This is a genomic window from Streptomyces phaeofaciens, from assembly GCF_014648915.1.
GTDB lineage: Bacteria > Actinomycetota > Actinomycetes > Streptomycetales > Streptomycetaceae > Streptomyces > Streptomyces phaeofaciens.
The window spans coordinates 1-25,465 of record NZ_BMSA01000051.1 but is presented as its reverse complement, the minus strand read 5'-3'; the positions used below and the strand labels follow the sequence as shown (position 1 = coordinate 25,465).

Below are 25,465 nucleotides of genomic sequence, written 5' to 3'. Positions count from 1 at the left end.
CAGAGCCGACGCACGTCATGTCGTGCCGCAGTCGCGTCGAAGGAGACCGATGGTGGAAGCCGTGCAGGATGCCGGAGTGGTCGTCACCGGAGCGGGAGGCGGCATCGGGGCCGCACTGGCCCGGCGGTTCGCCGCCGAAGGGGCGCGGGTGGTGGTCAACGACCTGGACGCCGGGCGGGCGCGGGCCGTCGCCGAGGAGATCGGCGGGATCGCCGTGCCCGGGGACGCCGCCACCGTCGTGGAGCCGGCCCGCGAGGCGCTCGGCGGCACGGTCGACGTGTACTGCGCCAACGCCGGGGTCGCCTCGGGCGGTTCCGAGGCCGCCGGCGAGGCCGTCTGGGCCCAGGCCTGGGACGTCAACGTCATGGCGCATGTCCGCGCGGCGCACGCCCTGCTGCCCGACTGGCTGGAGCGCGGCACGGGCCGCTTCGTCTCCACCGTCTCCGCCGCCGGGCTGCTCACCATGATCGGCGCGGCCCCCTACAGCGTCACCAAGCACGGCGCCTACGCCTTCGCCGAGTGGCTGTCGCTGACCTACCGGCACCGGGGGATCAAGGTCCACGCGATCTGCCCCCAGGGGGTGCGCACCGACATGCTGGACGCCACCGGCAGCGCGGGCGACCTGGTGCTCAAGCCGACCGCGATCGAGCCGGGGGACGTCGCGGACGCCCTGTTCAAGGGGATCGCCGAGGACCGCTTCCTGATCCTGCCGCACGCCGAGGTCGCCGGGTACTACCAGCTGCGCGCCGCCGACCCCGACCGCTGGCTGACCAACATGAACCACCTCCAGCGCAAGTGGGAGGATGCGGAGTGACCATCTCCCGCTACGCGGCCAAGCCCTGGCTGGCCCTCCTCGACGACGCCCAGCGCGCCCCGGTCGACCCCGCCGACTCCCTGGTGCACGCCCTGCGCCGGTCCGCCGCCGAGGCCCCGGACCGCACCTGCCTCGCCTACTTCGACGGACGGCTCGGCTACCGCGAGGTCGACGAGCTGAGCGACTCCGTCGCCGGCCACCTCGCCGCCCGCGGCCTGGAGCGCGGCGACCGGGTGGCGATCCTGCTCCAGAACTCCCCGCTGTTCGTGCTGGCACTGCTCGGCGCCTGGAAGGCGGGCGCGACCGTCGTCCCGGTCAACCCCATGTACAAGTCGGGGGAGGTGGCCCACGTCCTGCGGGACGGCGAGGTGGCCGCGCTGATCTGCTCGGACCTGGCCTGGGAGTCGTATCTGCGCGAGACGGCGGCCGACTCGCCGGTGCGGATCGTGCTCACCGCATGCGAGCTGGACTTCCAGACCCGCGGCGACGCGCGCGTGCTGAACGTCGAACGCCTCCCGCGGACCGAGGACACCGACGACCTGGCGGCCGTGGCCCGCGCGGGCCGCCCGGCACCCGCCGACCGGGACCCCGCCCCCGCCGACATCGCCCTGATCAGCTACACCTCGGGCACCAGCGGCACCCCCAAGGGCGCCACGAACACGCACGCCAACATCATGGTCAACGCCGAGCGGCAGCGCACCGGCCTGCGCCTGCCCGAGGCGCCCGTCTACTACGCGCTCGCGCCCCTGTTCCACATCACCGGCATGGTCTGCCAGCTCGGCGCCTGTGTGAACAGCGCCGGCACGCTGGTGCTGACGTACCGCTTCGAGGCCGGGGTGGTGCTCGACGCGTTCGCCGAGCACCGGCCGCACTACACGGTGGGCCCCTCCACGGCCTTCATGGCCCTGGCCGCCCACCCGGCCGTCACCCGCGAGCACTTCTCCTCCTTCGTGCACATCTCCTCCGGCGGTGCGCCCGTGCCGCCGGCTCTGGTGGAGAAGTTCCGGGCGGGCTTCGGGCCGTACATCCGCAACGGCTACGGGCTCACCGAGTGCACGGCCCCCTGCGCCTCCGTCCCGCCCCAGCACGAGGCGCCGGTCGATCCGGCCTCCGGGACCCTCGCCGTCGGCGTGCCCGGCCCCGACACGGTCGTCCGGATCGTCGACGAGCAGGGCGCCGAGGTGCCCTTCGGGGAGCAGGGCGAGATCGTCGTACGTGGCCCGCAGGTGGTTCCCGGGTACTGGCGGCGGCCCGACGCCACCGCCGAGACCTTCCCCGGCGGTGAGCTGCGCACCGGGGACATCGGGTTCATGGACGAGCGGGGCTGGCTGTATGTCGTCGACCGCAAGAAGGACATGATCAACGCGTCCGGCTTCAAGGTGTGGCCGCGCGAGGTCGAGGACGTGCTCTACACCCACCCGGCGGTGCGCGAGGCGGCCGTCGTCGGGGTGCCCGACGGCTATCGCGGGGAGACCGTCAAGGCCTATATCAGCCTGCGTCCCGGCGCCGACACGGATGCCGGTACGCTCGCCGCCTACTGCAAGGACAGACTGGCGGCCTACAAGTATCCGCGGCAAGTGGAGATCCTGCCCGACCTGCCGAAAACGGCAAGTGGGAAGATCCTCCGGCGGGAACTGCGTTCCCGCGCGCACGACAGCCAGTAGGAACGACGCGAAAGGCAGGTGGCGGCAGTGCCCAGGACGACGGACGGCGGAGAGACCCCGGTCCCGCAAAGGCTGCTCGCCGCCGCCACCCGGCTCTTCGCCGAGCGTGGCTACGACCGCACCTCGGTGCAGGAGATCGTCGAGGCGGCCGGCGTCACCAAGGGGGCGCTGTACCACTACTTCGGCTCCAAGGACGACCTGCTGCACGAGGTGTACGCGCGCGTGCTGCGCGTCCAGCAGGAGCGCCTCGACACCTTCGCGAACGCCGACGAACCGATCGAGAAGCGGCTGCGGGGAGCGGCGGCCGACGTCGTCGTCACGACGATCGAGAACCTCGACGACGCCTCGATCTTCTTCCGCTCGATGCACCATCTGAGCCCCGAGAAGAACAAGCAGGTCCGGGCCGAGCGCCGGCGCTACCACGAACGCTTCCGCGCGCTCGTCGAGGAGGGCCAGCAGGCCGGCGTCTTCTCGACGGCGACCCCGGCGGACCTGGTGGTCGACTACCACTTCGGCTCGGTCCACCACCTGTCCACCTGGTACCGCCCCGACGGCCCCATGGGCCCCCAGGAGGTCGCCGACCACCTGGCCGACCTGCTGCTGCGGGCGCTGCGTCCGTAGGACGCGCACACGGGTGAGGGGCGGCTGCCGCGGCGGCCGCCCCTCACCCGTCACCTCACAGGTACTTCTTCAGCTCCCGGCGCGCCAGCGACCGCTGGTGCACCTCGTCCGGACCGTCGGCGATCATCAGCGTGCGCGCCCCCGCGTACAGCTCGGCCAGCGGGAAGTCCTGGCTGACGCCACCCGCCCCGTGCAGCTGGATGGCCCGGTCGAGGATGTCGACGACCGCGCGCGGGGTGGCGATCTTGATGGCCTGGATCTCCGTGTGGGCGCCCCGGTTCCCGACCGTGTCCATCATCCACGCGGTCTTCAGCACCAGCAGCCGCAGCTGCTCCACGGTGACCCGGGCGTCCGCGATCCAGTTGTGCACCACGCCCTGCTGCGCCAGCGCCTTGCCGAAGGCGTCACGGGAGACGGCCCGCCGGCACATCAGCTCGATCGCCCGCTCGGCCATGCCGATCAGCCGCATGCAGTGGTGGATCCGGCCGGGCCCGAGCCGCGCCTGCGCGATGGCGAAGCCGCCGCCCTCCTCGCCGATCAGGTTGGTCACCGGCACGCGCGCGTGGTCGAAGACCACCTCGGCGTGGCCGCCGTGGGAGTGGTCCTCGTACCCGAACACCTTCATGGCGCGCTTCACGGTGACACCGGGCGTGTCGCGCGGCACGAGCACCATGGACTGCTGGCGGCGGATGTCGGCGCCGTCCGGGTCCGTCTTGCCCATCACGATGAAGATCGCGCAGTCCGGGTTCATCGCCCCGGAGATGTACCACTTGCGGCCGGTGATGACGTACTCGTCCGTGCCGTCGGAGGCTCGCTCGATGCGCGTGGTGATGTTGGTGGCGTCGGAAGAGGCCACGTCCGGCTCGGTCATCGCGAACGCGGAGCGGATCTCCCCGGCCAGCAGCGGCTCCAGCCACTGCTTGCGCTGCCGTTCGTCGCCGAACTGCGCCAGCACCTCCATGTTCCCGGTGTCCGGCGCCGCGCAGTTCAGCGCGGTGGGCGCCAGCTGCGGGGAGCGGCCGGTGATCTCGGCGAGCGGGGCGTACTGGAGGTTGGTGAGGCCGGCGCCGTACTCGGAGTCGGGCAGGAAGAGGTTCCACAGGCCCCGCCTGCGGGCCTCCGCCTTCAGCTCCTCCACGACGGCCGGGGTGTCCCAGGGGGAGGCCAGCGCGGCCCGCTGCTCCTCGGCCACCGCCTCGGCCGGCAGGACGTGCTCGTCCATGAAGGCGAGCAGCCTGCCGCGCAGCTCCTCGGTGCGTGCGTCGAACGCGAAGTCCATGCCGGTCAGCCTTCCTGAAGAGTGGTCAGTCCGTGCTCGATGAAGACGGGCACGAGGTCGCCGATGTGGTCGAAGCCCCGCCCGACCGTCTGGCCCAGCGTGTACCGGTAGTGGATGCCCTCCAGGATCACGGCGAGCTTGAACCAGGCGAACGCCGTGTACCAGGAGACGGCGGAGACGTCCCGCCCGGAGCGCGCCGCGTACCGCTCGACCAGCTCGGCCGGCGCCGGGTGCCCGGGGGCCGAGGCGGTCGTGGAGACGGGGGAGTGCGGCAGGTCCAGCGGCACGCTGTACATCACCAGCAGGCCCAGGTCGGTGAGCGGGTCGCCGAGCGTGGACATCTCCCAGTCGAGGATCGCCCGGATCGTGTCGTCGGGGCCGATCAGGACGTTGTCGAGCCGGTAGTCGCCGTGCACGACCGCCGGCGCCGGGGAGCCGGGCAGCTCGCGGCCGAGCGCCGCGTGCAGTTCGTCGATGCCGGCCAGGTCGCGGCTGCGGGAGGCGTCCAGCTGCTTGCCCCAGCGGCGCAGCTGCCGGTCCAGGAAGCCCTCGGGACGCCCGAAGTCGGCCAGGCCCACCTCGGCCGGGTCCACCGCGTGCAGTTCCACCAGCGTGTCCACCAGCGACAGCACCGCGCCGCGGGTGCGCTCGGCACCGAGCGGGGCGAGCTGGTCCACGGTCCGGTACGGCGTGCCCTCGACGAACTCCATGACGTAGAACGGCGCCCCGAGCACGTCCTCGTCCTCGCACAGCAGCACCGGGCGGGGCACCGGCACGGTGGTGGGGTGCAGGGCGCTGATCACCCGGTGCTCGCGCCGCATGTCGTGCGCGGTGGCCAGCACGTGTCCGAGCGGAGGCCGCCGCAGGACCCACCGGCCGGTGCCGTCCCCGACCTCATAGGTCAGGTTCGACCGGCCGCCCTCGATCAGCCGGCCGGTGAGGGGGCCGTGGACCAGGCCGGGGTGCTCGCGGTCGAGCAGGGCGCGCAGCCGGTCGAGATCGAGTCCGGGCGGGTGGTCGGGGCTCATGCGTGGCTCCTACGGACAGGTGAACGGGACTCACCCAATGATGCCGACCGGTCGGTATGTAGTCCAGTGGCCGCACCCAACGTGATCCGGGCCACCCTAGGACGGCGGCTCCCCGGGCAGAAGCACGGGGAGCCGTGAAAGGTGTCTTCCGGACGCTCAGTGATCGTCCCAGTGGCCCTCGTGCTCGGCGTGCCGGTGCCCGTCGTGCAGATAGTCCACATGGTCGCCGTGGTGCACGGGCGTATGCCCGCAGCCGTCGCCGTGCGCGTGCTCATGGCCGGAGTGCTGAAGGTGCCCGCCCGGCTCGCACTCGTCCCAGTGGCCGCCGTGCTCGCGGTGCAGATGGCCGTCGTGGGCGTAGTCGAGATGGTCGCCGTGCGGTACCTCGGCGTGCCCGCAGTCCGGGCCGTGGGTGTGGGAGTGGGCGGTGTGCTCCTGGTGGGGGGTGGTCATGGCGCTCACCTTCGGGATGTGGGGGCGGCATCGGACAGGGTGCCCTGCAAACGGTACATATCAGGGCATCCGGCTTGCGCGCCCTGCGCACACCGCGGAGGGTCGGTGGCATGAAGGCCATCAGCTACAGCCGGTACGGCGGCCCCGAGGTCCTCGAGTACGGCGATCTGCGCGAGCCGAAGGTCGGCCCCGACTCGGTGCTGGTCAAGGTGCGGGCGGCGGCCGTCAACCCGGTCGACTGGAAAGCCCGCGAGGGGTATCTCGACCCCGTCCTCGACGCCGTCTTCCCGGTGGTCCCGGGCTGGGACGTCGCCGGCGTCGTCGTCGGGCTCGGCGCGTCCGTCACCGAGTACGCCGTCGGCGACGAGGTCATCGGATACGTCCGCGAGGACTTCCTCTCCCGGGGCACCTTCGCCGAGTACGTCGGCGCCCCCGTGCGCACCCTGGCCCGCAAGCCGCGCAACCTCACCTGGGAGGAGGCCGCCGGGCTGCCGCTGACCGGGCTCACCGCCTACCAGGTGCTCGTCAAGGCGCTGCGCGTGCAGCGGGGCGAGACGGTCCTCGTCCACGCGGCCGCGGGCGGCGTCGGCTCGATCGCCGTGCAGCTCGCCCGCCACCTGGGCGCCCGCGTGATCGGTACGGCCAATGAGCGCAACCACGACTACGTGCGCTCCCTGGGCGGCGAACCGGTGACCTACGGCGAGGGGCTCGCCGAACGGGTCCGGGGACTGGCCCCCGAGGGCGTGGACGCCGCCTTCGACACCATCGGCGGCGACACCCTGAAGGTCTCCGCCCAGCTGCTGGTCCCGGAGGGCCGCCTGGTGTCGATCGCCGACGGGGACGTCGTCTCCTACGGCGGCCGGTACTCCTTCGTACGACCCGACGCCGACGACCTCACCCGGCTGGCGGAACTGGCGGAACAGGGCGTGGTCTCCGTGCACGTCTTCGAGACGTTCCCGCTGGAACGCGCGGCGGACGCCTACCGCCGCAACGAGGAGGGCGGCACCCGGGGCAAGATCGTGGTGACGGTGGCCTGGGACACGGCGGGCCCGGACGCCTAGGCCGTGTCCGCAGGCGTGGCCCGGCCCACGGCGGGCTTGGACGCCGGGTGTGCCAGACGACCGGACGCCGGGTGTGCCAGACGGCCGGACGCCGGGTGTGCCAGACGGCCGGACGCGGGTGGGTCAGACGATCAGCGCAGCCGCGCACACTGCCGTCGCCACCGGGCACAGCGCCGCCAGGACGGCGTGCCGGGCGGTGAGCGGCGCCGGGGTCTGCGCGAGGGTCAGGGAGCGGATGCGGATGTGGGCGAGCAGCAGGAACGCCAGCCACAGGCCGCAGCACAGCGCGCAGGCCACGATCCCGGCGGCCGTGGGACCGCCGTGCAGGGTGGTCTTCACGCCGAGCACGGCGGCGACCGTGCCGGACAGGGTCGTGCGCCGCCAGGCCAGCCGGGTCCGCTCCGGCTGCAGCCCGGGATCGCGCTCCGGCAGGGCCGTCCCGCCGCTCATCCGGCCCACCCGAGCAGTACGACCACGACCATCGCCACGGCCACCACCGCGACGACGATGCTCAGCAGCGCCGGGAACCGGGAGGCCGGCAGATCCTCGCCCCGGCGCATCGCCCGCTCGCAGCGTATCCAGTGGTTCACCGCCCGCAACGAGCACAGCACGCCCGCCGCCAGCAGCGCGAGGGCCAGCCCGACCCGCCAGCCCCAGCGCAGGTCCGGCAGGAACTGGTCCACCGCGAAACCCCCGCCGATCAGCGCGAGGGCGGTGCGCAGCCAGGCCAGGAACGTCCGCTCGTTGGCGAGCGAGAACCGGTAGTCGGGCGTGCTGCCCTCCTGCCGGACCTGCTCGGGCGCGAACCACAACCGGACGTTCCGTACGAACTCGATCACCCGCAGGACCCTACCCGGCGCCCGCCGATCACCTGCCCGGCCCCGTCGCGCTCCGGGGACACGTCGGGCGCGGCTCAGCCCGTCGCCCGGTGCGCCCTGAGCAGCTCGTAGGCCGCCAGGCCGTCCGGCACCCACTCCCAGTCGGACAGCCGCCGCTCGACCTCGGCCTCCGAGAGGAAGTCGTGCCAGGCCACCTCCTCCACCTGGGGGCGCACCGCCGGCTCGCAGCGGACCTCGTACACGGCCGACCACCAGCTGCCCCGGGCGCCTCCGTCGTAGAGGAACTTGAAGAGGAACACCGGCCGGGGCAGCCCGCTCACCCCCAGTTCCTCCTCGGCCTCGCGCAGGGCCGCGTCGTCGTAGGTCTCGCCCGCGCCGACCACCCCGCCGACGAACATGTCGTAGAGGGAGGGGAAGACCAGCTTGGTCGGGGTGCGGCGGTGGACGAAGAGCCGGCCCTCGGCGTCCCGGGCCTGGATGAAGACGCACCGGTGGCGCAGCCCCTCGGCATACGCCCGCCCGCGCGGGAACTGCCCGATGACCTGGTCGTTCTCGTCGACGATGTCGAGGATCTCGTCAGCAGCGCTCATGCGCTCATCCAACCAGGCCCCCGGCCTTCAGCGGGGGGCGCTCACTGCGTCTGGAGGGCGGGCACCCGCTCCCGGGGCGCCGCGCCCCGCGGCATCGCCGGATGCAGCCCGAGGACCACGATGCCCGCGACGACCGCCGCCAGCCCCGCCGCCTCCCAGGCCAGCGCACCGGTGTCGGTGCGCAGCCGGTCGCCGAGGAAGCCGACACCGCAGATGATCCCGGCGAGCGGCTGTGCCGCGGTCAGCGCGGGCAGCGACATGCGCAGCGGCGCCGTCTCGAAGGCGCTCTGCACCAGCACGAGCCCGGTCACGCCGAGGGCCAGCACCGCGTAGGGCTGCCAGCCGGTGAGCAGTTCGACGAGGCCGCCCTCGGAGAAACGCTGCCCGCTGACCCGGGTCAGGGCGTCCTGGACGCCGTACAGCAGACCGGCGGCCAGGGCCAGGAGGACCGGGCCCGAGCTGAGCCGGGAGCGCTTGGCGTAGGTGGTGAGCAGCAGGGCCAGTCCGATCATCACGCCGATGATCAGCCAGTGCCGGACGGGATCGGTGAGCGCGGTGCCGCCGCGCGGCTCGCCCGCCACGATGAACGTCGTCACCCCGCCCGCGAGCAGGGCCAGCCCCGCCCACCCCTGACGGCCGAGCGGCTGCTTCGTCTGGTGCCGGGAGAGGGCGAGGGCGAAGAGCAGGTTCGTCGCGAGCAGCGGTTCCACCAGGGAGAGCTCGCCCTGGCCGAGCGCTATCGCGCCCAGCACCATGCCGGCCACCATCAGGGCGATACCGCCCAGCCAGCGCGGTACCCGCGCGAGGTCGAGCAGCAGCCGCAGCGAGAGGAAGTCGCCGAGCGGTGCCTTCTGCGCCGCGTTCTGCTGGAGAACGAACCCGAACCCCAGGCAGCAGGCGGCACAGACGGCGAGGACGAGTACCAGAACGGACACGCTGCGTACCTCGATCATCCGGTCGGACCACGGACGGGGGTAGTGGCCGACTGTAGTCTCCCTGCGCCCGTAAGGCCCCCGGGAGTGCCCGGAAAGCTGCGCTCCGGGAGTACATGCGTACCCGGAACCGGGCGATTGACTCGGCCGCGGCATCCCGGCGGACAGGCCCGGGTGCGAGAGGCGGCCTACGGCCCATGGTGTGCGTTCCGGCCGGGCGGCGCCATGGCGTACGCCACATCGGAGGTGTCCGCCGCCCCGCCACGGGGTACCTCACCAGGGGCGGGGCGCGCCCAACTTCTTTGCCCTTGCGGGCAGTTGACACCTGTCAGCCCGTCTCGGCCCTTGACGCGGACGTTGGCTGGGGATTTGCTGTGCGTGATCGGCCGATCGCGGGCCGATGTCACAGCCGTCACCGAGGAGGATGAGGAAGTCCCGCGGTGCCCCTACCTCCGCTCTCCCGCCGCCGCGGCCCCCGACGCGGCGCCCGGACCCCCGAACCGGACCCGGCGCTCGACGACGTCGAGCTCGGTGTCGCCCGCGCCGCCCTGGCCCAGGGCCGCTGGCAGGCCGCCCGCGCCCTGCTCGCCCGCACCGGCGACGACTGGGACCGCCGCGCCCACCGGATCACCGTCCTCGCGCTCGAACCGTACGCCGCCGCCTGGGCCCATGAATGGCTCCTCGCCGAACCCGGCACCGCCGACGCCGCCGTCCTGCACGCCCTCGCCCAGGTCCGGCGCGCCCTGCGCGGCAAGGAGGATCGCGACCCCGCCCGCCGGGCCTGCCGCACCGCCGCCGCGCTCGCGCCCGCCGACCCCACCCCCTGGCTCGGCCTGCTCATGCTGGAGACCGACGCCGGCCCGGAGGCCGTACGGATCTTCGAGGAGATCCGGGCCCGCCACCGGGACCACCACCACGCGCACCACCTGATGGTCGCCCGGCTCGCCGAGCGCCGCGCCGACACCGGCCCGGACCCGCTGCACGAGGTGTACGACTTCGCCGCCTGGGCCGCCGAGCAGGCCCCCGCCGACTCGCCCCTCGCGATCCTCCCGGTCGTCGCGCACGCCGAGCGCTACCGCGTGCTGGCCGCTCGCGGCCTGGTGCCCGCCGACCCGGCCGCCTCCGGGCACTGGTGCGACAGCCGGGCCCGGGACGTGATGAAGGCCGCCTTCGACTGGCTGCTGGAGTGGGAGCACGACGGCCACCCCCGCCGGCTGGTCGACCTGAACTTCCTCGCCCACGCCAAGGTCTGCGAGGGCCGGGGCGCCGAGGCGGCCGCCCTGTTCCGGCACATCGGGGCGCACGCCACCGAGCAGCCCTGGTCCTATCCGGACCGCGACCCGTACCGCGCCTTCCGGGCGGGCCGGGCCGGCGCCCTGGGCCTGAGAGCCGGGTGAGAAGTGATGACGGAATTCTGACGGCCCCCGGATCCCTGGCCGCACCCGGCCCCGAAGTGCTGGAATGGATGCGTGAATCCCGAACCACCCGAGGAACACGGCGAACGCGGCACCCCCGTCGGCCGCCGGGTCTTCCTCGGCACCCTCGCCCTGGGCGCCCTGGGGGTCGTCGCCGCACCCCCGCTCCAGCGCGGACTGGAGAACGTCCTCGGAGCCGCCGCCGGCAAGGACCCCACCGGACTCACCGGTCTGCTGCCCAACGGCGGCGGCTTCCGCTACTACTCCGTGGCCTCCTCGGTGCCGCACCGCGGTGAGACGGACTACCGCCTCACCGTCGACGGCCTGGTCGACCGCCCCGCCACCTACACCCTGGCCGACCTCCGGGCGCTGCCCCAGACCCGGATGGTCAAGGACGTCCAGTGCGTCACCGGCTGGCGGGTCCCCGACACCCCCTTCGAAGGCGTACGCCTGTCCGTCCTCCTCGACGCGGCCGGGGTCCGGGCCAAGGCCGGCGCCCTGCGCTTCACCTGCTTCGACGGCACCTACACCGAGAGCCTCACCCTCGACCAGGCGCGCCGCGCCGACGTCCTGGTCGCCCTGCGTATGCAGGACAAGGACCTCGGCCACGACCACGGCGGCCCGGTCCGTCTCTACGTGGCCCCCATGTACTTCTACAAGTCCGCCAAGTGGCTCTCCGGCATCACCGTCACCGAGAAGGTGCGGCCCGGCTACTGGGAGGACCGGGGCTACGACGTCGACGCCTGGGTCGGCAGGTCGAACGGGCGGGACGATGAGCCTACGAGCTGAGGCACCGCCCATGACCAGGATCCCCCGCTTCACCCGCGCCGAACGGTGGGTCCACCGCACCACCGCCCTGCTGATGGGCCTGTGCGTGGTCACGGCGGCCTTCCTGTACATCCCCGAGTTCGCCCAGCTCGTCGGCCGCCGCGAGCTGGTGGTCCGGGTCCACGAGTGGGCCGGCCTCGCACTGCCGGTACCCGTGCTGGCGGGCCTCGCCTCCCGGGCCTTCCGCGCCGACCTCGGCCGGCTCAACCGCTTCGGCCCGCACGACCGCCGCTGGCTGCGCGCGGCCCTGCGCCGGGACCGGCGGCGTCAGGAGCGTCCGGCGGGCAAGTTCAACGCCGGGCAGAAGGTCTACGCGGCCTGGATCGCCGGCGCGACACTGGTGATGCTCGGGACCGGTCTGCTGATGTGGTTCACCCACCTCACGCCGATCCAGTGGCGGACCAGCGCGACCTTCGTCCACGACTGGCTGGCCCTGACCATCGGCGTCGTCCTCGCCGGTCACATCGGCATGGCCCTCGGCGACCCCGAGGCGCGGCGCGGCATGCGGACCGGGGCGGTGAGCCGGGAGTGGGCGGAGCGGGAGCATCCGCTGTGGCGACGGTGACCGGCTCACGGCCCTGGGGCGGGAGCCCGCGGTCGCCCCGGACCCCCGCCCAGAACCTGTCCGGCCGATCGTGCCGCAGACGCGGGGCCGATCGGCCGGACGGATCCTAGATCACCAGTGAGAGCAGCAGGACCAGGCCGCCGGCGACCACCGAGATGATGGTCTCCATCACCGACCAGGTCTTGATGTTCTGGCCGACGCTGAGCCCGAAGTACTCCTTGACCAGCCAGAACCCGGCGTCGTTGACATGGCTGAAGAAGAGCGAGCCGGCGCCGATGGCCAGCACCAGCAGCGCCGTGTGGGTCGTCGACATGTCGGCCGCCAGCGGGGCCACCAGGCCGGCCGCGGAGACGGTCGCCACCGTCGCCGAACCGGTCGCCAGCCGGATCACGACCGCGATCAGCCAGGCCAGCAGCAGGGCCGGGATCGACCAGTCCTCGGAGATCTCCAGGACCATCCGGCCCACACCGGAGTCGATCAGCGTCTGCTTGAAGCCGCCGCCCGCCCCGACGATCAGCAGGATGCCCGCGATGGGCGCGAGCCCCTTGTCGACGAGCTGCGAGATCCGTTCCTTGGAGAACCCGGCGGGCCGCCCCAGCGTGAAGATGCCGAGGAGCACGGCGGCGAGCAGGGCTATCAGCGGGGAGCCGATGACATCGAAGACGCGCTGCACGGAGTGCGTGGGGTCGTCCACGACGATGTCGACCAGCGCCTTGGCCAGCATCAGCACGACCGGAAGCAGGATGGTGACCAGGGTGGCCCCGAAGCCGGGCCGCTTGTCCAGGTCCTCGGACGGCCGCTGCGGGATCATGCGGTCCGGGGCGGGGACGTCCACCCAGCGGGCGGCGAACCGGGAGAACACCGGCCCCGCGATCACGACGGTCGGGACGGCGACGAGCACGCCGAGCGCCAGCGTGACGCCCAGGTTGGCGTCGACCGCGTCGATCGCGACCAGCGGGCCGGGGTGCGGCGGCACCAGTCCGTGCATCACGGACAGGCCGGCCAGGGCCGGGATGCCGATGCGCATCAGCGAGTAGTTGCCCCGCTTGGCGACCATCAGCACCACGGGGATCAGCAGTACCACGCCGACCTCGAAGAACAGCGGCAGACCGATCACGGAGGCGATCAGCACCATCGCCCACGGCATCGAACGGCCGCCCGCCTTGGCGAGGATCGTGTCGACGATCTGATCGGCGCCGCCGGAGTCCGCGAGCATCCGGCCGAGGATCGCGCCCAGCGCGATCAGCACGCCCACACTGGCGACCGTCGCACCGAGACCGGTGGTGAAGCTGGTGATGACCTTGTCCAGCGGCGCCCCGGCGAACGCGCCGAGCGCGAGCGAGCCGATGGTCAGCGCGAGGAAGGCGTGCAGTTTGAACTTGGTGATGAGCAGCACGATGACGGCGATGCCCGCCACAACGGCGAGGCCCAGCTGAGCGTGGCCGGCCGAGGTGATCGGCTCGACCGTGTCCGCTGCCAGCATCTCGACGCTGAGTCTGGTCACGGGGATTCCCTTGCAGATACGGGGACGGGGGAGGGGTGAGGGGGGTTACCGGGCCGGTGCGGAGAGACCGCCGAGCGCGCCGGTGGCACGTGCGGTGATCTCCTCGGGGCTGCCGGAGACATCGACGGCGACGCCCGCCTCGTCCGCCCGGAGCGGTTCGAGGGTGGCGAACTGGGAGTCGAGGAGGGCGGTCGGCATGAAGTGGCCCTGCCGGTGCCCCATCCGGTCCTCGATCAGCTCCCGGGAGCCGGTGAGGTGGACGAAGACCAGACCCGGGGCGGCCGCCCTGAGCCGGTCACGGTAGGACCGCTTTAGCGCCGAGCAGCTGACCACGCCGCCCAGCCCGGCCCGCTCGTGCGCCCAGGCGCCGATGGCGTCCAGCCAGGGCCACCGGTCCTCGTCGTCGAGCGGGGTGCCGGCCGACATCTTGGCGATGTTGGCCTGCGGGTGGAAGTCGTCGCCCTCGGCGTACGGGACGCCGAGCCGGGCGGCGAGCAGAGGGCCGATCGTGGTCTTGCCCGTACCGGCGACGCCCATCACGGCGACGACGTGGGGAGCCGCGTGGGGGGCGACGTGGGGGGTGCGCATCACTGCCTCGCTGTCTTCCTCGACATCCGATGTCGACGACACTGAAACGCATTAGGTACGACGAATTCAAGAGTGTGTGACATATAAGTCTGACTTTTTGACTTGGTGACGCACCCCGTACGCTGAGTGCATGACCACTCCGGGCCGGGGTCTGCACGGCCATGTACTGGAAGCTCTCGGCCCCGCGATCGCCGCCGGCACCTATCCGCCGGGCAGTGTGCTGCGCACCGACGAGCTGGCCCAGCGCTTCGACGTCTCCCGCTCCGTGATGCGCGAGGCGGTCCGGGTCCTCGAATCCATGCACCTCGTCGAGTCCCGCCGCCGGGTGGGCGTGACCGTCCGCCCCAAGGCCGAGTGGAACGTCTACGACCCCCAGGTCATCCGCTGGCGGCTGGCCGGCGCCGACCGCCCGCACCAGCTGCGCTCGCTCACCGTGCTGCGCTCCGCGATCGAACCGGTCGCGGCGGGCCTGGCCGCACGCCACGCCACGGCGGCGCAGTGCGCCGAACTCACCGAGTGCGCGCTGGGCATGGTCGCCCACTCACGCGGCCACCAGCTGGAGGGCTACCTCCTCCACGACGTCGCCTTCCACCGCGTGATCCTCACCGCGTCGGGCAACGAGATGTTCGCCCGCCTCGGGGACGTCGTCGCCGAGGTCCTCACCGGCCGCACCGAGCACGAGGTCATGTTCGAGGACCCCGACCCGGCGGCCGTCACCCTCCACGTCCACCTCGCCGAGGCCGTCCGCGAGGGCGACGCCGCCCGCGCACAGGCGCTGACCCGCGAGATCACGGTCGGCGCCCTCCAGGAACTGGACATCCTGGCCCCCTGACCCGGCCGGCGGGCCGACGCGCGGTGTCAGCCCGGGAACACCCCGTCCACGTACACCCACGCCCCCGCCACCCGCTCGAACCGGCTCACCTCGTGCAGCGAACCGCCCCGGTGGGACGCCCGGAACTCCACGGTCCCGGTGCTGTGGAACGCGCTCCCGTCGGCCGTCGCGAGGATCTCCAGCCCCGTCCACCGCATCCCCGGATCGAGGTCGAGCCGCTCCGGCCGGGTCCGCGGATGCCAGGTCCGCATCAGGTACCCCGCGTCCCCCCGCACGAAGGCGCAGTAGCGCGAGCGCATCAGCGCCTCCGCGGTGGGCGCGGCGGCTCCCCCGTGGAACCGGCCGCAGCAGGCCTCGTAGGCGGCGGGAAGCCCACAGGGGCAGGCGGGGTCGCCGGCGGCGGAACGGGCGGAACGGGCCGGGCGGGCGGGGCGTCGGGACATGGGGACCATTCTGCTCCCCGCGCCCGCCGCCGCCTCACGCGGAGTCCGCGGCACCCCCGTGGAGCAGCGCCGTCGGCAGCGGCGGCAGCTTCGTGTCGTACAGCCAGGCCTGGAACAGGTCGTCCAGCGGCTCGCGCGCGTGGCGGGCCGCGTGCGCCGTGAACGTCGCGGTCGACGCCACCCCGTTGCGGTGCAGCGCCGCCCAGCCGCGCAGCATGCGGAAGAACGCGATGTCACCCAGCGCGCAGCGCACCGCGTGCACGGCCAGCCCGCCCCGCTGGTACAGCCGGTCGTCGAACATGGACTTGCGGCCGGGGTCGGCCAGACGCAGATCCTGGGGCAGGGCCGAGAGCAACCGGTGGGAGGCGGTGGCGAGTTGCTGGGCGGTACGGCCGCCCGAGCGCTCCGACCAGAGCCACTCCGCGTACTTCGCGAACCCCTCGTTGAGCCAGATGTGCCGCCAGTCGGCGATGGACACGCTGTTGCCGAACCACTGGTGGGCCAGCTCGTGCGCCACGAGCCGCTCCGAACCCCGCGCCCCGTCCACATGGTTGGCGCCGAACAGCGACAACCCCTGTGCCTCGACGGGCACATCGAGTTCCTCGTCCGTGACGACCACGGCGTACTCGTCGAACGGGTACGGGCCGAACAGCTCCTGGAACAGCTCCATCATCGCCGGCTGGCGCGCGAAGTCCCGGGAGAAGTCACTGAGCAGCTGCGCGGGGATGTGCCCGTGCTGCGGCACCCCGCCCGGCCCGGGATCGCCCAGCAGCACGGTGTGGTACTTGCCGATCGCCAGGCCGACCAGATAGCTCGACGTCGGCCCCGACTGCTCGTACACCCAGGTCGTCGTGGACGCCTTCGTGGTGCGGGTCAGCAGCCGCCCGCCCGCCACCACGGAGTACGCCGACGGGGTCGTCACCGAGATCAGGTACGACGCCTTGTCCGCCGGGCGGTCGTTGCACGGGTACCACGACGGCGCGCCGACCGGCTGGCTCGCCACCAGCGCGCCGTCCTCCAGCTCCTCCCAGCCGATCCCGCCCCAGGGGCTGGACACCGGCTTGGGGTTGCCCGCCCAGTGCACCTCCACCGTGAAGGCGGCCCCGGCGCGCAGCGGCTTCGCGGGACGGATGCGCAGCTTGCCGCCCCGGTGGGTGTAGTGCGGCTGCCGGCCGTCCACCCGGACCCGGCCGATCCTGAAGTCGGCCAGGTTCAGCTGGAACTCGCTCAGCGGCGCCCGCCCCGCGATCGCGTTGATCCGGGCCGTGCCGGACAGCCGGTTCGGCCCGGGCCGGTAGTCCAGCGTGAGTTCGTAGCGGTGCACCCGGTACCGGGGATCGCCGTTGCCCGGGAAATACGGGTCCGGACCCACCGACTGCTGAACTGCCACTTCCGCGTCCGCTCCCTGCGCCGTACTCGAACCTACCGGTGCACCGCCCACTGTCACCGAATGGCCCGCGCTCAGGGACGCCATGCCTCGATCGGGTTGCCCAGCCAGCGGGTGTCGTCCGGGACGGACTCCGCGGCCATGACGAGCGACGCGGGACCCAGCGTGGTGCGGGCCCCGATCGTGCTGCCGGGCAGCACGATCCCGCCAGGGCCCAGTGTGGCGCCCTCACGGAGGACCACAGTATCCGTCCGCAAGATCCGGTCGTGGAAGAGGTGAGTCTGGAGCACACAGCCCCGGTTGACCGTCGCCCCGTCCTCCAGGGTCACCAGGTCCGCCTCGGGCAGCCAGTAGCTCTCCACCCACACGCCCCGCCCGATCCGCGCCCCGAGCCCGCGCAGCCACGCCGACATCACCGGCGTACCCGGTACGGCGTTCGCCAGCCACGGCACGGCCAGCACCTCGACGAACGTGTCCGCCAGCTCGTTGCGCCACACGAAGGAGCTCCACAGCGGATGCTCCCCGCTGCGGTGGCGCCCCACCAGCAGCCACTTCGCCACGACCGACACCAGACCGGCGGCCACGCCCGCCCCGAGCAGCACCAGACCGCCCAGCAGCGGTGCCCACACCCCCAGCGCGCACAGCGCGGCGACCGTCAGCACGGCCAGCGCCGCCGAGCAGAACACCGGCACGATCCGGCACAGCTCCACCAGAGCGCGCGCCCACAGCAGGCGCGCCGACGGCTCGTACGTCCGGCTCTGGTCGCCGTCGGCCGCGCTGCGCGGCAGCTTCATCGGCGGCAGCCCCAGATAGGAGCTGCCCTTCTTCGCCTTCTTCGGGGTCGCCGACAGCACGCCGACCAGCCCGCCGTCCGGCACGCTCCGGCCCGGCGCGGTCATCCCCGAGTTCCCGAGGAACGCCCGCCGCCCGATCTCCGCCCGCCCGATCCGTACCCAGCCGCCCCCCAGCTCGTACGGGGCGGTCAGCGTGTCGTCGGCGAGGAACGCGCCCTCGCCGACCGTGGTCAGGCTGGGCAGCGCCAGGACGGTCGACACCTCGGCGCCCCGCCCGATCCGCATCCCCAGCAGCCGCAGCCACAGCGGCGTGACCAGGCCGGCGTACAGCGGGAACAGCGTCTCGCGGGAGCGGTCCATCAGCTGGGTGACCGTCCAGGCCTGCCAGCCGACCCGGCTGTGCGTGGGATGCGTGCCCTCGCGCAGCCCCAGACTGAGCAGCCGCACGGCGGCCAGCAGCAGCACGGCGTACGCCAGCCCGTAGGCGAGCGTCGCCGGGACCAGTGCGAGGACGGCCCCGCGCAGCGCCCCGCCGAGACCGAGGCCGGGGGTGACGAACAGCCGGGCGACCAGCAGCGCGGCCCCGGCCGCCGCCACCGGCAGCAGGTTCAGCGCGACCCCGGTCACGCCGTACATCACCCGCCAGTACGTGCCGCGCTGCGGCCGCTCCGCGGGCCAGTTGCGTTTGGCCTTGCCGAGCTTGACCGCGGGCGCGCCCGCCCACCGCTGGCCGGTCGGCACCTGCCCGGTGACCGCCGAGCCGGGGGCCACCTCGGCGCGCTTGCCGACACGGGCGCCCGGGAAGAGCATGCTGCGCGTGCCGACGACGGCGTGCGCGCCCACCTTGACCGGGCCGATCTCCAGCCGGTCGCCGTCCAGCCAGTACCCGGACAGGTCCACCTCGGACTCGACGGCCGCGCCCCGGCCCAGCTTGAGCAGACCGGTGACCGGCGGCAGCGAGTGCAGATCCACGTCCGGACCGACCTTGGCGCCGAGCGCCCGGGCGTAGCGTTCCAGCCACGAACCGGTCAGCGAAGTCGCCCCGCTCGCCTCGGCCAGTCGCTCGGCCGTCCACAGCCGCAGATGCACGGACCCGCCGCGCGGATACCGTCCGGGCTTCACACCCCGCAGCAGCACCCACGCCCCGCCCGCCGCGAGGGCGATCCGCCCGGGCGGGCTGAACAGCAGCAGCGCACCGGCGGCCAGCAGCCACCAGGGCGCGGTCGGCAGCCACGCGTAGCCGGGCAGCAGATTGCCCAGCGCGGCCAGCGCGATCGTCCAGCGCACCCCGAGCAGGGTGAGGAAGGGAACCAGCAGGAGCAGCTGGACGAGCTGCGCCCGCCTCGGCACCGGTGCGACGGTGCGGCTGTCGCCGTCCCCCTGCGCCGACGCCTCCAGCAGACGGGCCAGCTTGCGCAGGGTCGGCTGCTGGTAGATGTCCAGGACGGCGGCGCTCGGGTAGCGGGTGCGCAGCCGGGTGGTGAGCTGGGCGGCGGCCAGACTGCTGCCGCCGATCGCGAAGAAGTCGTCCGCGGCCGAGGCGACCGGGATGCCCAGCACCTCGGTCCACTGCTCGGCGAGCCAGGCCTCGGTGCCGTACAGCTGCGCGGCCGGCGCCTCGACGCCCTTCAGGGGCCAGGGCAGGGCGTTGCGGTCGACCTTCCCGGAGGTGCGGGTCGGCAGGTCGTCCACCGGCGCGAGCAGCGGCACCAGGGCGGCGGGCAGCGCGGCGCGGAGCTTCTCCACGGCGGCGGCCTGGTCCCAGCCGTCCTGGGTGACGACGTACCCGACGAGCAGCTGGTTGCCGCTGCGGGCGGTCCGTACGGCGGCGGCGGCCCCCGCGACCCCGGGCAGCGCCTGGAGTGCCGCGTCGACCTCGCCCAGCTCGATCCGGCGGCCGCCGAGCTTGATCTGCTCGTCGGCCCGGCCGAGGAAGACCAGCCCCTCGGCGTCGGCCCGCACCAGGTCGCCGCTGCGGTACGCCCGCTCCCAGCCCAGGGACTCCAGCGGCGCGTACTTCTCCGCGTCCTTCCCGGCGTCGAGGTACCGGGCGAGCCCGACCCCGCCGATCACCAGCTGGCCGCTGGCGCCCATCGGCACCGGTTCCCCGGCCTCGTCGACGACGGCCAGCTCCCAGCCCCGCAGGGGCAGCCCGATCCGTACCGGTTCCTCGCCGGTCATGAGGGAGGCGCAGGCGACCACGGTGGCCTCGGTGGGCCCGTAGGTGTTCCACACCTCGCGCCCCTCGGTCACCAGCCGCTGCACCAGCTCCGGCGGGCAGGCCTCCCCGCCGAAGATCAGCAGGCGTACGTCGCTGAGGGTCTCCGGTTCCCAGAGCGAGGCCAGCGTCGGCACGGTCGAGACGACGGTGATCTCCTGCTCGACCAGCCAGGGCCCGAGATCGGCGCCGCTCCTGACCTGGGAGCGGGGCACCGGCACCAGACAGGCGCCGTAGCGCCAGGCCAGCCACATCTCCTCGCAGGAGGCGTCGAAGGCGACCGACAGTCCGGCCATGACCCGGTCGCCGGGCCCGATCGGTTCGTCGGTGAGGAACAGCGCGGCCTCGGCGTCCACGAACGCCGCGGCGCTGCGGTGGCTGACGGCGACGCCCTTGGGCCGGCCCGTCGAGCCGGAGGTGAAGATGATCCAGGCGTCGTGCTCGCCGCCGGGCCGGCGGGCCGGGACGTCGGAGCTGCCGTGAACGGTGATCTCGTGCCCGGCGCCGATCACCGCCCGTACCTCGGCCTCGCCGAACACCAGCTCGGCCCGCTCGTCGGGGTCCTCCGCGTCGACCGGCACATAGGCGGCGCCGGCCGCCAGGACGGCCAGGATCGCCACGTAGAGGTCGTTGGTGCCGGACGGCACGCGCACCCCCACCCGGTCGCCCAGGCCGACCCCGGCGGCGGCGAGCCGGCGCCTGAGCCGCTCCACCTCGATCGCGAGCGCCCGGTAGGTCAGAGGCGTGGTGCCGTCGTCCAGGGCCGGCTCGTCCGGGTACGACCGCACGGACGCGTCGAACACGTCGACCAGGGTCCGGGGGGACGCGGCGGGGCCGCCGGAGAAACGTGCCGTGTCACCGAGCTGTGCGCGGATTTCTTCGTCGAGCAGGCCGAGAGCGCTGCTCTCGTCTATGGCTGCCATCGGTCCTCGCGTCTCGATCCCGGAAGCCTCCGGGGCGCCGGCGGGCCCGCAGGTCTGCCTGGGGTTGTCCGGGCCGGCTCCGTAACAAGCCGGAAATTTTAGTACGACGCTAGGCTCGCCCCCATGTGTCGGCCACCGGGGAGGGCCGTCCGGGGGTACCCCGGGCGGCGGACGTTCGCCCCTGACCTGCGTGATCTTCGGATCGGGAGACATCGGACACACCACGAGAGAGGGCCGCGACCAATGGTCGCGGCCCTCTCTTTTTCTCTGGTGTCCGAGGGGGGACTTGAACCCCCACGCCCGATAAAGGGCACTAGCACCTCAAGCTAGCGCGTCTGCCATTCCGCCACCCGGACAAGGTGTCTGTCGTGCGGGGTTTCCCCCGCGGCGACGTCGTAAACATTACCAGGCTTTCCGCGGTGCCCGATCACAGGTGGCCGGCCGGGGCCCGCGGCCCGCGTGAACGGCGTGTGACGGGCCGGGACCGGTCTTGGGCAGGGGTGGCGTGGCGGGGGAGGATGAAGGGGACCCGGTCGCCGCGCGTGCCGCGGACCCGGGGACCACCAGCAGTGACAGCGGGAGGAACCAGCGTGAGCGCGACGGACACGGGCAGGAGCGTCACCGGCGAGGACGAGGTCGTGGACCTCTGCAGCGAGCTGATCCGGATCGACACCAGCAACTACGGCGACCACTCGGGCCCGGGCGAGCGCAAGGCGGCGGAATGGGTCGCCGAGAAGCTTGCCGAGGTCGGGCTCGAACCGAAGATCTTCGAGTCGCACCCGGGGCGCGCCTCCACGGTGGCCCGGATCGAGGGCGAGGACCCGTCCCGGCCCGCGCTGCTCATCCACGGTCACCTGGACGTCGTACCGGCCAACGCCGACGACTGGACCCACCACCCCTTCTCGGGCGAGGTCACCGACGGGTGCGTCTGGGGGCGCGGGGCCGTCGACATGAAGGACATGGACGCGATGACCCTGGCGGTCGTCCGGGACCGGCTGCGCTCCGGGCGCAGGCCGCCGCGCGACATCGTCCTCGCCTTCCTCGCCGACGAGGAGGCCGGCGGCACGTACGGCGCCCGCCACCTCGTCGACCGCCACCCGGACCTCTTCGACGGCGTCACCGAGGCGATCAGTGAGGTCGGCGGGTTCTCGTTCACCGTGAGCGAGGAGCGCCGGCTCTATCTGATCCAGACGGCCGAGAAGGGCATGCACTGGATGAAGCTCACCGTCGCCGGCACCGCCGGCCACGGCTCGATGATCCACCGGGACAACGCGATCACCGAACTGTCCGAGGCCGTCGCCCGCCTCGGCCGCCACACCTTCCCGGTACGGGTCACCAAGACGACCCGGGCCTTCCTCGACGAGCTGGGCGACGCTCTCGGCACCGAGCTGGACCCGGAGGACATGCAGTCCACGCTCGCCCGGCTGGGCGGCATCGCCAAGCTGATCGGCGCCACCCTGAGCAACACCGCCAACCCCACCCAGCTCGGCGCCGGCTACAAGGTCAACGTCATCCCGGGCGAGGCCACCGCACACGTCGACGGGCGCTTCCTGCCGGGCCACGAGGAGGAGTTCCTCGCCGACCTCGACCGGATCCTCGGCCCGAAGGTGCGCCGTGAGGACGTGCACTCCGACAAGGCCCTGGAGACCTCCTTCGACGGCGCGCTGGTCGAGGCGATGCAGTCCGCGCTGCTCGCCGAGGACCCGACCGCGAAGGCGGTCCCGTACATGCTCTCCGGCGGCACCGACGCCAAGTCCTTCGACGACCTCGGCATCCGCGGCTTCGGCTTCGCCCCGCTGAAGCTGCCCCCGGAGCTGGACTTCGCCGGCATGTTCCACGGTGTCGACGAGCGGGTTCCGGTGGACGGCCTGAAGTTCGGCGTCCGTGTGCTCGACCGGTTCATCGACGCGTCCTGAATCGTCCCGAAGAAACGAGCCTCGATAATCGGGCGCCTGTACGGGCGTGACTGGGAAGGGTGAATGCGCCGATAAGCGCGTAGCCTCATTAATTCCTCCTCGTTACTGGTGATGCGATCCGCTGATTGGGGTCGCTTTGCCAACAAGGAGGAATAATGATCAAGAAGGTCGTCGCTGCTGCGGCTGCCACTGGTGGTCTGGTTCTCGCGGGTGCGGGCATGGCCGTCGCCGATGCCGGTGCCCAGGGTGCCGCGGTGCACTCCCCGGGTGTCGCGTCCGGCAACGTGATTCAGGTTCCCGTGCATGTCCCGGTGAACGTCTGCGGCAACACGATCTCGGTGATCGGGCTGCTGAACCCCGCCTTCGGCAACACCTGCATCAACAAGTGACGTCGACCCGCTAGGGGTCGCCCACACCGTCGGCCCCGGAGCGCACGCCATGTGCTCCGGGGCCGACGGGTCTTTTCCGAAGGAATGGCCGAAGAAACTCGAATGGCTCGAACTGCGCGAAGAGCTGGAATGATGCGGTGAATTCGGGCCGAGGACGAGATTGAAAGCAGGGATTCAGCAATGCGACAGGTCACCCGCAAAAGCCTCATGACCGTGGCGGCGGCGACGGGGGTGATCGCCGCCGCCGGCGGTTACGCCCACGCCGACTCCGCGGCGAACGGCTCCGCCACGGACTCACCCGGAGTGCTGTCCGGCAACTCGGTGCAGGCACCCGTGAACGTCCCGGTGAACGTCTGCGGCAACACCGTCGACGTCATCGGCATCCTCAACCCGTCCATGGGCAACGCCTGCTCCAACCAGGGCGGCGGCTCGACGGGCGGCTACGGCGACCACAGGAGCCACGGCGGCCACAAGGGCCACGGCGGCCAGGGGAGTCACAGCGGCAGCCAGGGGGGCTACGGCGGCGACCAGGGAGGCTACGGCGGCAGCGGCAACCACGGCGGCCCCGGCAGTCACAGTGGTTCCGGCAGCCACGGCGGCTCCGGTGCGCACGGGGGCTCCGGGGGCGCGCACGCGGGCGGCCACACCGGCGGCTCGCCCGGCGTCGGCTCCGGCAACCACGTCCAGGCGCCGATCGACGTGCCGGTCAACGTCTGCGGCAACAGCGTCGACGTCGTCGGGCTCCTCAACCCCACGCTCGGCAACGACTGCGCGAACGGCGGCGGTTCCGAGGGCCGCCACCACGGCACACCGCCGGTCCGCGGGCACGAGACGCCGGCCGGACCCGGCCACCAGGGCCCGGGCAGGCCGGGCGAGCACGGCCGGTCCAGCGCGTCGGGACCCGAGAGCGCGCCGTCCACGCCGGACCGGGTGACGCCGGCCCGCGCCACGAACGGCCACCTGCCCGCCGCCCCGCAACTCGCGCACACCGGCGCCGAACTGCCCATCGGCTTCGCCCTGCCCGCCGGAGCGGGCGCGCTGCTCGCGGGCGCGCTGATCTACCGCAAGGCGCGGCCCGGCGCGTAGCACCCCACGCCGGCACGGACGACGGAGCGGGCCCCGCATCTGCGGGGCCCGCTCCGTATGTGTCGCCTCACCTCACCACGTGGCCCGCACCTGGCGGATGATCCGCCGGCGCAACCGCACCCTGCGGCTGCCGTCACGCATCAGGCTGAGGCGGTGCAACTCCCAGTGTCCGTACTCGGCATGGTCGGTCAGTAGACGAGTCGCCTCGTTGCGGGAGACCCCGCGCGGTACGTAGACGTCGACAAATTCGTATTCCGGCATCGCATCTATTGTGCGGGCTGGGGCCCGGTACGGATAGCGTCTGCACTATGTCTGATGCTGCGCAGCCCACCGCTGCCGAGGTACGAGCCGCCGCCGAGGCGGTCAAGACCGCGCTCGACCGCCACCTTGCGGCGGTCGAACGCAGGACGGGGGAGGACGACCCGGCCGTCTACGAGGCCTTCAACGAGCTGGCCGCGGCCGCCGAGGTGTACGACGAACTGCTCTACGACCGTTTCGACGAGGTCACACCCTTCGAGATCCCCGGCACGGAGGACCTGCCGCCGTACGCGGGACCCGAGGAGCCGAACGCGTTGAGCGTGCTGATCCGCCGTGACTACGCCGTCGTGGAGCCGCAGCGGCTGCAGGCGCAGGCCCAGCGGGTCGAGGCGGTGGAGGACGAGGGCGGAGCGGACGTCTCCGGCACGGTGCACGGGGCGCTGGGCATCCTGTTCGGCGAGTTCGAACCGGACGAGATCGCCTCGCGGCACAAGGAGTTCGGCCTGGAGGAGGGCGACTCCACCCTCTGGGTGCTGGCGGCCGACGAACCGGCCGAGCCGGGCGAGTGGCTGGAGACACCGTTCGACCAGGCCGATCCGCAGCGGGTGGTCTGCCGCTTCGACGTCAGCGCGGTCTTCGACGACGACCTCGAGGACGAGGACGACGATGACGACGATGCCGGGGACAGCGGCGACGATCCGATCGAGGACGATCTCGACACCGAGCTGGACGACGACGAGGAGCTGGAACCGCTGGACGCCGAGCGTTAACCGCAGCCCACGGACAGACAGACAGCACCAGCACGACGAGAACGGCGGCGGTCGCCGGGGAGACCCGGGGACCGCCGCCGTTCCCGTGCGCCGTGCGGGCGAGAGCCGGGGCGCCTAGGACCTGTCCGGCCGATCATGCCGCAGACGCGGGGTCTGGCACGCACTCCCCCAGAGGGGGGACCCCCAGCGGCGTTGTCGTCGGTTGCCGACGTCCCCCAGCCTCCGGCCGGGGGTGCCCCCACCGCGTCGACGCCCTCCTCCGCCTTGC

25 protein-coding genes and 1 tRNA gene are annotated in these 25,465 nt (G+C 72.8%); 12 read left to right on the top strand and 14 right to left on the bottom strand.

Translation table 11 applies throughout. From position 1 onward, the window contains the following. The first annotated feature begins 49 nt into the window (after window positions 1-49). From IE275_RS43270 to IE275_RS43260, 3 genes are read left to right on the top strand one after another with little or no spacing between them, the layout of a single operon-like run. Complete coding sequence (locus IE275_RS43270) at window positions 50-814, top strand: SDR family oxidoreductase (protein WP_189718204.1); 765 nt, start codon at window positions 50-52, stop codon at window positions 812-814. Next, complete coding sequence (locus tag IE275_RS43265) at window positions 811-2,478, top strand: class I adenylate-forming enzyme family protein (RefSeq protein WP_189718203.1); 1,668 nt, start codon at window positions 811-813, stop codon at window positions 2,476-2,478. The genes IE275_RS43270 and IE275_RS43265 overlap by 4 nt, the downstream gene beginning before the upstream one ends. Before the next feature lie 27 nt (window positions 2,479-2,505). Beyond that, window positions 2,506-3,099 carry a TetR/AcrR family transcriptional regulator gene (locus IE275_RS43260; RefSeq protein ID WP_189718202.1) on the top strand — a complete coding sequence of 198 codons (594 nt, stop codon included), beginning with the start codon at window positions 2,506-2,508 and terminating at the stop codon, window positions 3,097-3,099. A gap of 55 nt (window positions 3,100-3,154) precedes the next feature. Here the strand turns inward: IE275_RS43260 and IE275_RS43255 are convergent, their stop codons facing one another. From IE275_RS43255 to IE275_RS43245, 3 genes are all read right to left on the bottom strand, one after another. Beyond that, window positions 3,155-4,378, bottom strand: coding sequence for an acyl-CoA dehydrogenase family protein (locus tag IE275_RS43255; RefSeq protein ID WP_189718201.1), 1,224 nt, complete (start codon window positions 4,376-4,378; stop codon window positions 3,155-3,157). Between the two features lie 5 nt (window positions 4,379-4,383). Then, window positions 4,384-5,406, bottom strand: a complete 1,023-nt coding sequence (locus IE275_RS43250; protein WP_189718200.1) for a phosphotransferase family protein — start codon at window positions 5,404-5,406, stop codon at window positions 4,384-4,386. A gap of 156 nt (window positions 5,407-5,562) precedes the next feature. Further along, window positions 5,563-5,859, bottom strand: coding sequence for a hypothetical protein (locus IE275_RS43245; RefSeq protein WP_189718199.1), 297 nt, complete (start codon window positions 5,857-5,859; stop codon window positions 5,563-5,565). A 110-nt stretch (window positions 5,860-5,969) separates the two neighbouring features. On the opposite strand from IE275_RS43245, the gene IE275_RS43240 reads away from it, so the two are divergent. Then, window positions 5,970-6,920, top strand: a complete 951-nt coding sequence (locus IE275_RS43240) for an NADP-dependent oxidoreductase (RefSeq protein ID WP_189718198.1) — start codon at window positions 5,970-5,972, stop codon at window positions 6,918-6,920. A 123-nt stretch (window positions 6,921-7,043) separates the two neighbouring features. On the opposite strand, the gene IE275_RS43235 is transcribed toward IE275_RS43240, so the two are convergent. The 4 genes from IE275_RS43235 to IE275_RS43220 form a co-directional block, all read right to left on the bottom strand. Continuing rightward, entirely contained in the window at window positions 7,044-7,370 is a 327-nt protein-coding gene (locus IE275_RS43235) for a DUF202 domain-containing protein (RefSeq protein WP_189718197.1), read from the bottom strand. Further along, window positions 7,367-7,759 (bottom strand): YidH family protein, encoded by a 393-nt coding sequence (locus tag IE275_RS43230; RefSeq protein ID WP_189718196.1) that lies wholly within the window; start codon window positions 7,757-7,759, stop codon window positions 7,367-7,369. Before IE275_RS43230 ends, IE275_RS43235 begins: the two co-directional genes overlap by 4 nt. 74 nt (window positions 7,760-7,833) lie before the next feature. Next, window positions 7,834-8,349: an NUDIX hydrolase gene (locus IE275_RS43225; protein WP_189718195.1), complete on the bottom strand. Its 516-nt coding sequence runs from the start codon at window positions 8,347-8,349 to the stop codon at window positions 7,834-7,836. A gap of 41 nt (window positions 8,350-8,390) precedes the next feature. Next, window positions 8,391-9,284 carry a DMT family transporter gene (locus IE275_RS43220; RefSeq protein ID WP_189718194.1) on the bottom strand — a complete coding sequence of 298 codons (894 nt, stop codon included), beginning with the start codon at window positions 9,282-9,284 and terminating at the stop codon, window positions 8,391-8,393. A gap of 437 nt (window positions 9,285-9,721) precedes the next feature. On the opposite strand from IE275_RS43220, the gene IE275_RS43215 reads away from it, so the two are divergent. From IE275_RS43215 to IE275_RS43205, 3 genes are all read left to right on the top strand, one after another. Then, window positions 9,722-10,678: a hypothetical protein gene (locus IE275_RS43215; protein ID WP_189718193.1), complete on the top strand. Its 957-nt coding sequence runs from the start codon at window positions 9,722-9,724 to the stop codon at window positions 10,676-10,678. Between the two features lie 72 nt (window positions 10,679-10,750). Then, window positions 10,751-11,485 (top strand): molybdopterin-dependent oxidoreductase, encoded by a 735-nt coding sequence (locus IE275_RS43210; protein WP_189718192.1) that lies wholly within the window; start codon window positions 10,751-10,753, stop codon window positions 11,483-11,485. Beyond that, window positions 11,469-12,089, top strand: a complete 621-nt coding sequence (locus tag IE275_RS43205; RefSeq protein ID WP_189718191.1) for a cytochrome b/b6 domain-containing protein — start codon at window positions 11,469-11,471, stop codon at window positions 12,087-12,089. The genes IE275_RS43210 and IE275_RS43205 overlap by 17 nt, the downstream gene beginning before the upstream one ends. A 106-nt stretch (window positions 12,090-12,195) precedes the next feature. Here the strand turns inward: IE275_RS43205 and IE275_RS43200 are convergent, their stop codons facing one another. Together IE275_RS43200 and IE275_RS43195 are read right to left on the bottom strand one after the other, a co-directional pair. Further along, entirely contained in the window at window positions 12,196-13,593 is a 1,398-nt protein-coding gene (locus tag IE275_RS43200) for a GntT/GntP/DsdX family permease (RefSeq protein ID WP_189718190.1), read from the bottom strand. Window positions 13,594-13,638: 45 nt separating this feature from the next. Next, a complete protein-coding gene (locus tag IE275_RS43195) occupies window positions 13,639-14,181 on the bottom strand; it encodes a gluconokinase (RefSeq protein WP_189718189.1) in 543 nt (180 codons plus the stop codon). A gap of 130 nt (window positions 14,182-14,311) precedes the next feature. On the opposite strand from IE275_RS43195, the gene IE275_RS43190 reads away from it, so the two are divergent. Further along, window positions 14,312-15,013, top strand: coding sequence for a FadR/GntR family transcriptional regulator (locus IE275_RS43190; RefSeq protein WP_189718188.1), 702 nt, complete (start codon window positions 14,312-14,314; stop codon window positions 15,011-15,013). A 26-nt stretch (window positions 15,014-15,039) separates the two neighbouring features. Here IE275_RS43190 and IE275_RS43185 read toward each other — a convergent pair whose 3' ends face one another. The 4 genes from IE275_RS43185 to IE275_RS43170 form a co-directional block, all read right to left on the bottom strand. Beyond that, a complete protein-coding gene (locus tag IE275_RS43185; RefSeq protein ID WP_189718187.1) occupies window positions 15,040-15,456 on the bottom strand; it encodes a YchJ family protein in 417 nt (138 codons plus the stop codon). A gap of 34 nt (window positions 15,457-15,490) precedes the next feature. Then, window positions 15,491-16,846, bottom strand: a complete 1,356-nt coding sequence (locus IE275_RS43180) for a M1 family metallopeptidase (RefSeq protein ID WP_189718186.1) — start codon at window positions 16,844-16,846, stop codon at window positions 15,491-15,493. A 71-nt stretch (window positions 16,847-16,917) separates the two neighbouring features. Then, entirely contained in the window at window positions 16,918-20,778 is a 3,861-nt protein-coding gene (locus tag IE275_RS43175) for a Pls/PosA family non-ribosomal peptide synthetase (protein ID WP_189718185.1), read from the bottom strand. 268 nt (window positions 20,779-21,046) lie between these two features. After that, window positions 21,047-21,134 (bottom strand) — tRNA-Leu (locus IE275_RS43170). Window positions 21,135-21,368: 234 nt separating this feature from the next. On the opposite strand from IE275_RS43170, the gene IE275_RS43165 reads away from it, so the two are divergent. The 3 genes from IE275_RS43165 to IE275_RS47165 all read left to right on the top strand — a co-directional run bounded on the left by IE275_RS43165 (window position 21,369) and on the right by IE275_RS47165 (window position 24,169). Further along, on the top strand, window positions 21,369-22,694 hold the full coding sequence (locus IE275_RS43165; protein WP_189718184.1) for a M20/M25/M40 family metallo-hydrolase: 1,326 nt from the start codon (window positions 21,369-21,371) through the stop codon (window positions 22,692-22,694). Between the two features lie 155 nt (window positions 22,695-22,849). Then, a complete protein-coding gene (chpH, locus tag IE275_RS43160) occupies window positions 22,850-23,083 on the top strand; it encodes a chaplin ChpH (RefSeq protein WP_189718183.1) in 234 nt (77 codons plus the stop codon). 180 nt (window positions 23,084-23,263) lie between these two features. Next, window positions 23,264-24,169 carry a chaplin gene (locus IE275_RS47165; RefSeq protein WP_189718182.1) on the top strand — a complete coding sequence of 302 codons (906 nt, stop codon included), beginning with the start codon at window positions 23,264-23,266 and terminating at the stop codon, window positions 24,167-24,169. Between the two features lie 72 nt (window positions 24,170-24,241). Here the strand turns inward: IE275_RS47165 and IE275_RS43150 are convergent, their stop codons facing one another. Next, window positions 24,242-24,430, bottom strand: a complete 189-nt coding sequence (locus tag IE275_RS43150; RefSeq protein ID WP_189718181.1) for a DUF5703 family protein — start codon at window positions 24,428-24,430, stop codon at window positions 24,242-24,244. Window positions 24,431-24,477: 47 nt separating this feature from the next. Here IE275_RS43150 and IE275_RS43145 point away from each other — a divergent pair, with 47 nt between their 5' ends. Next, window positions 24,478-25,197 carry a hypothetical protein gene (locus tag IE275_RS43145; RefSeq protein WP_189718180.1) on the top strand — a complete coding sequence of 240 codons (720 nt, stop codon included), beginning with the start codon at window positions 24,478-24,480 and terminating at the stop codon, window positions 25,195-25,197. Window positions 25,198-25,465 lie beyond the last annotated feature (268 nt).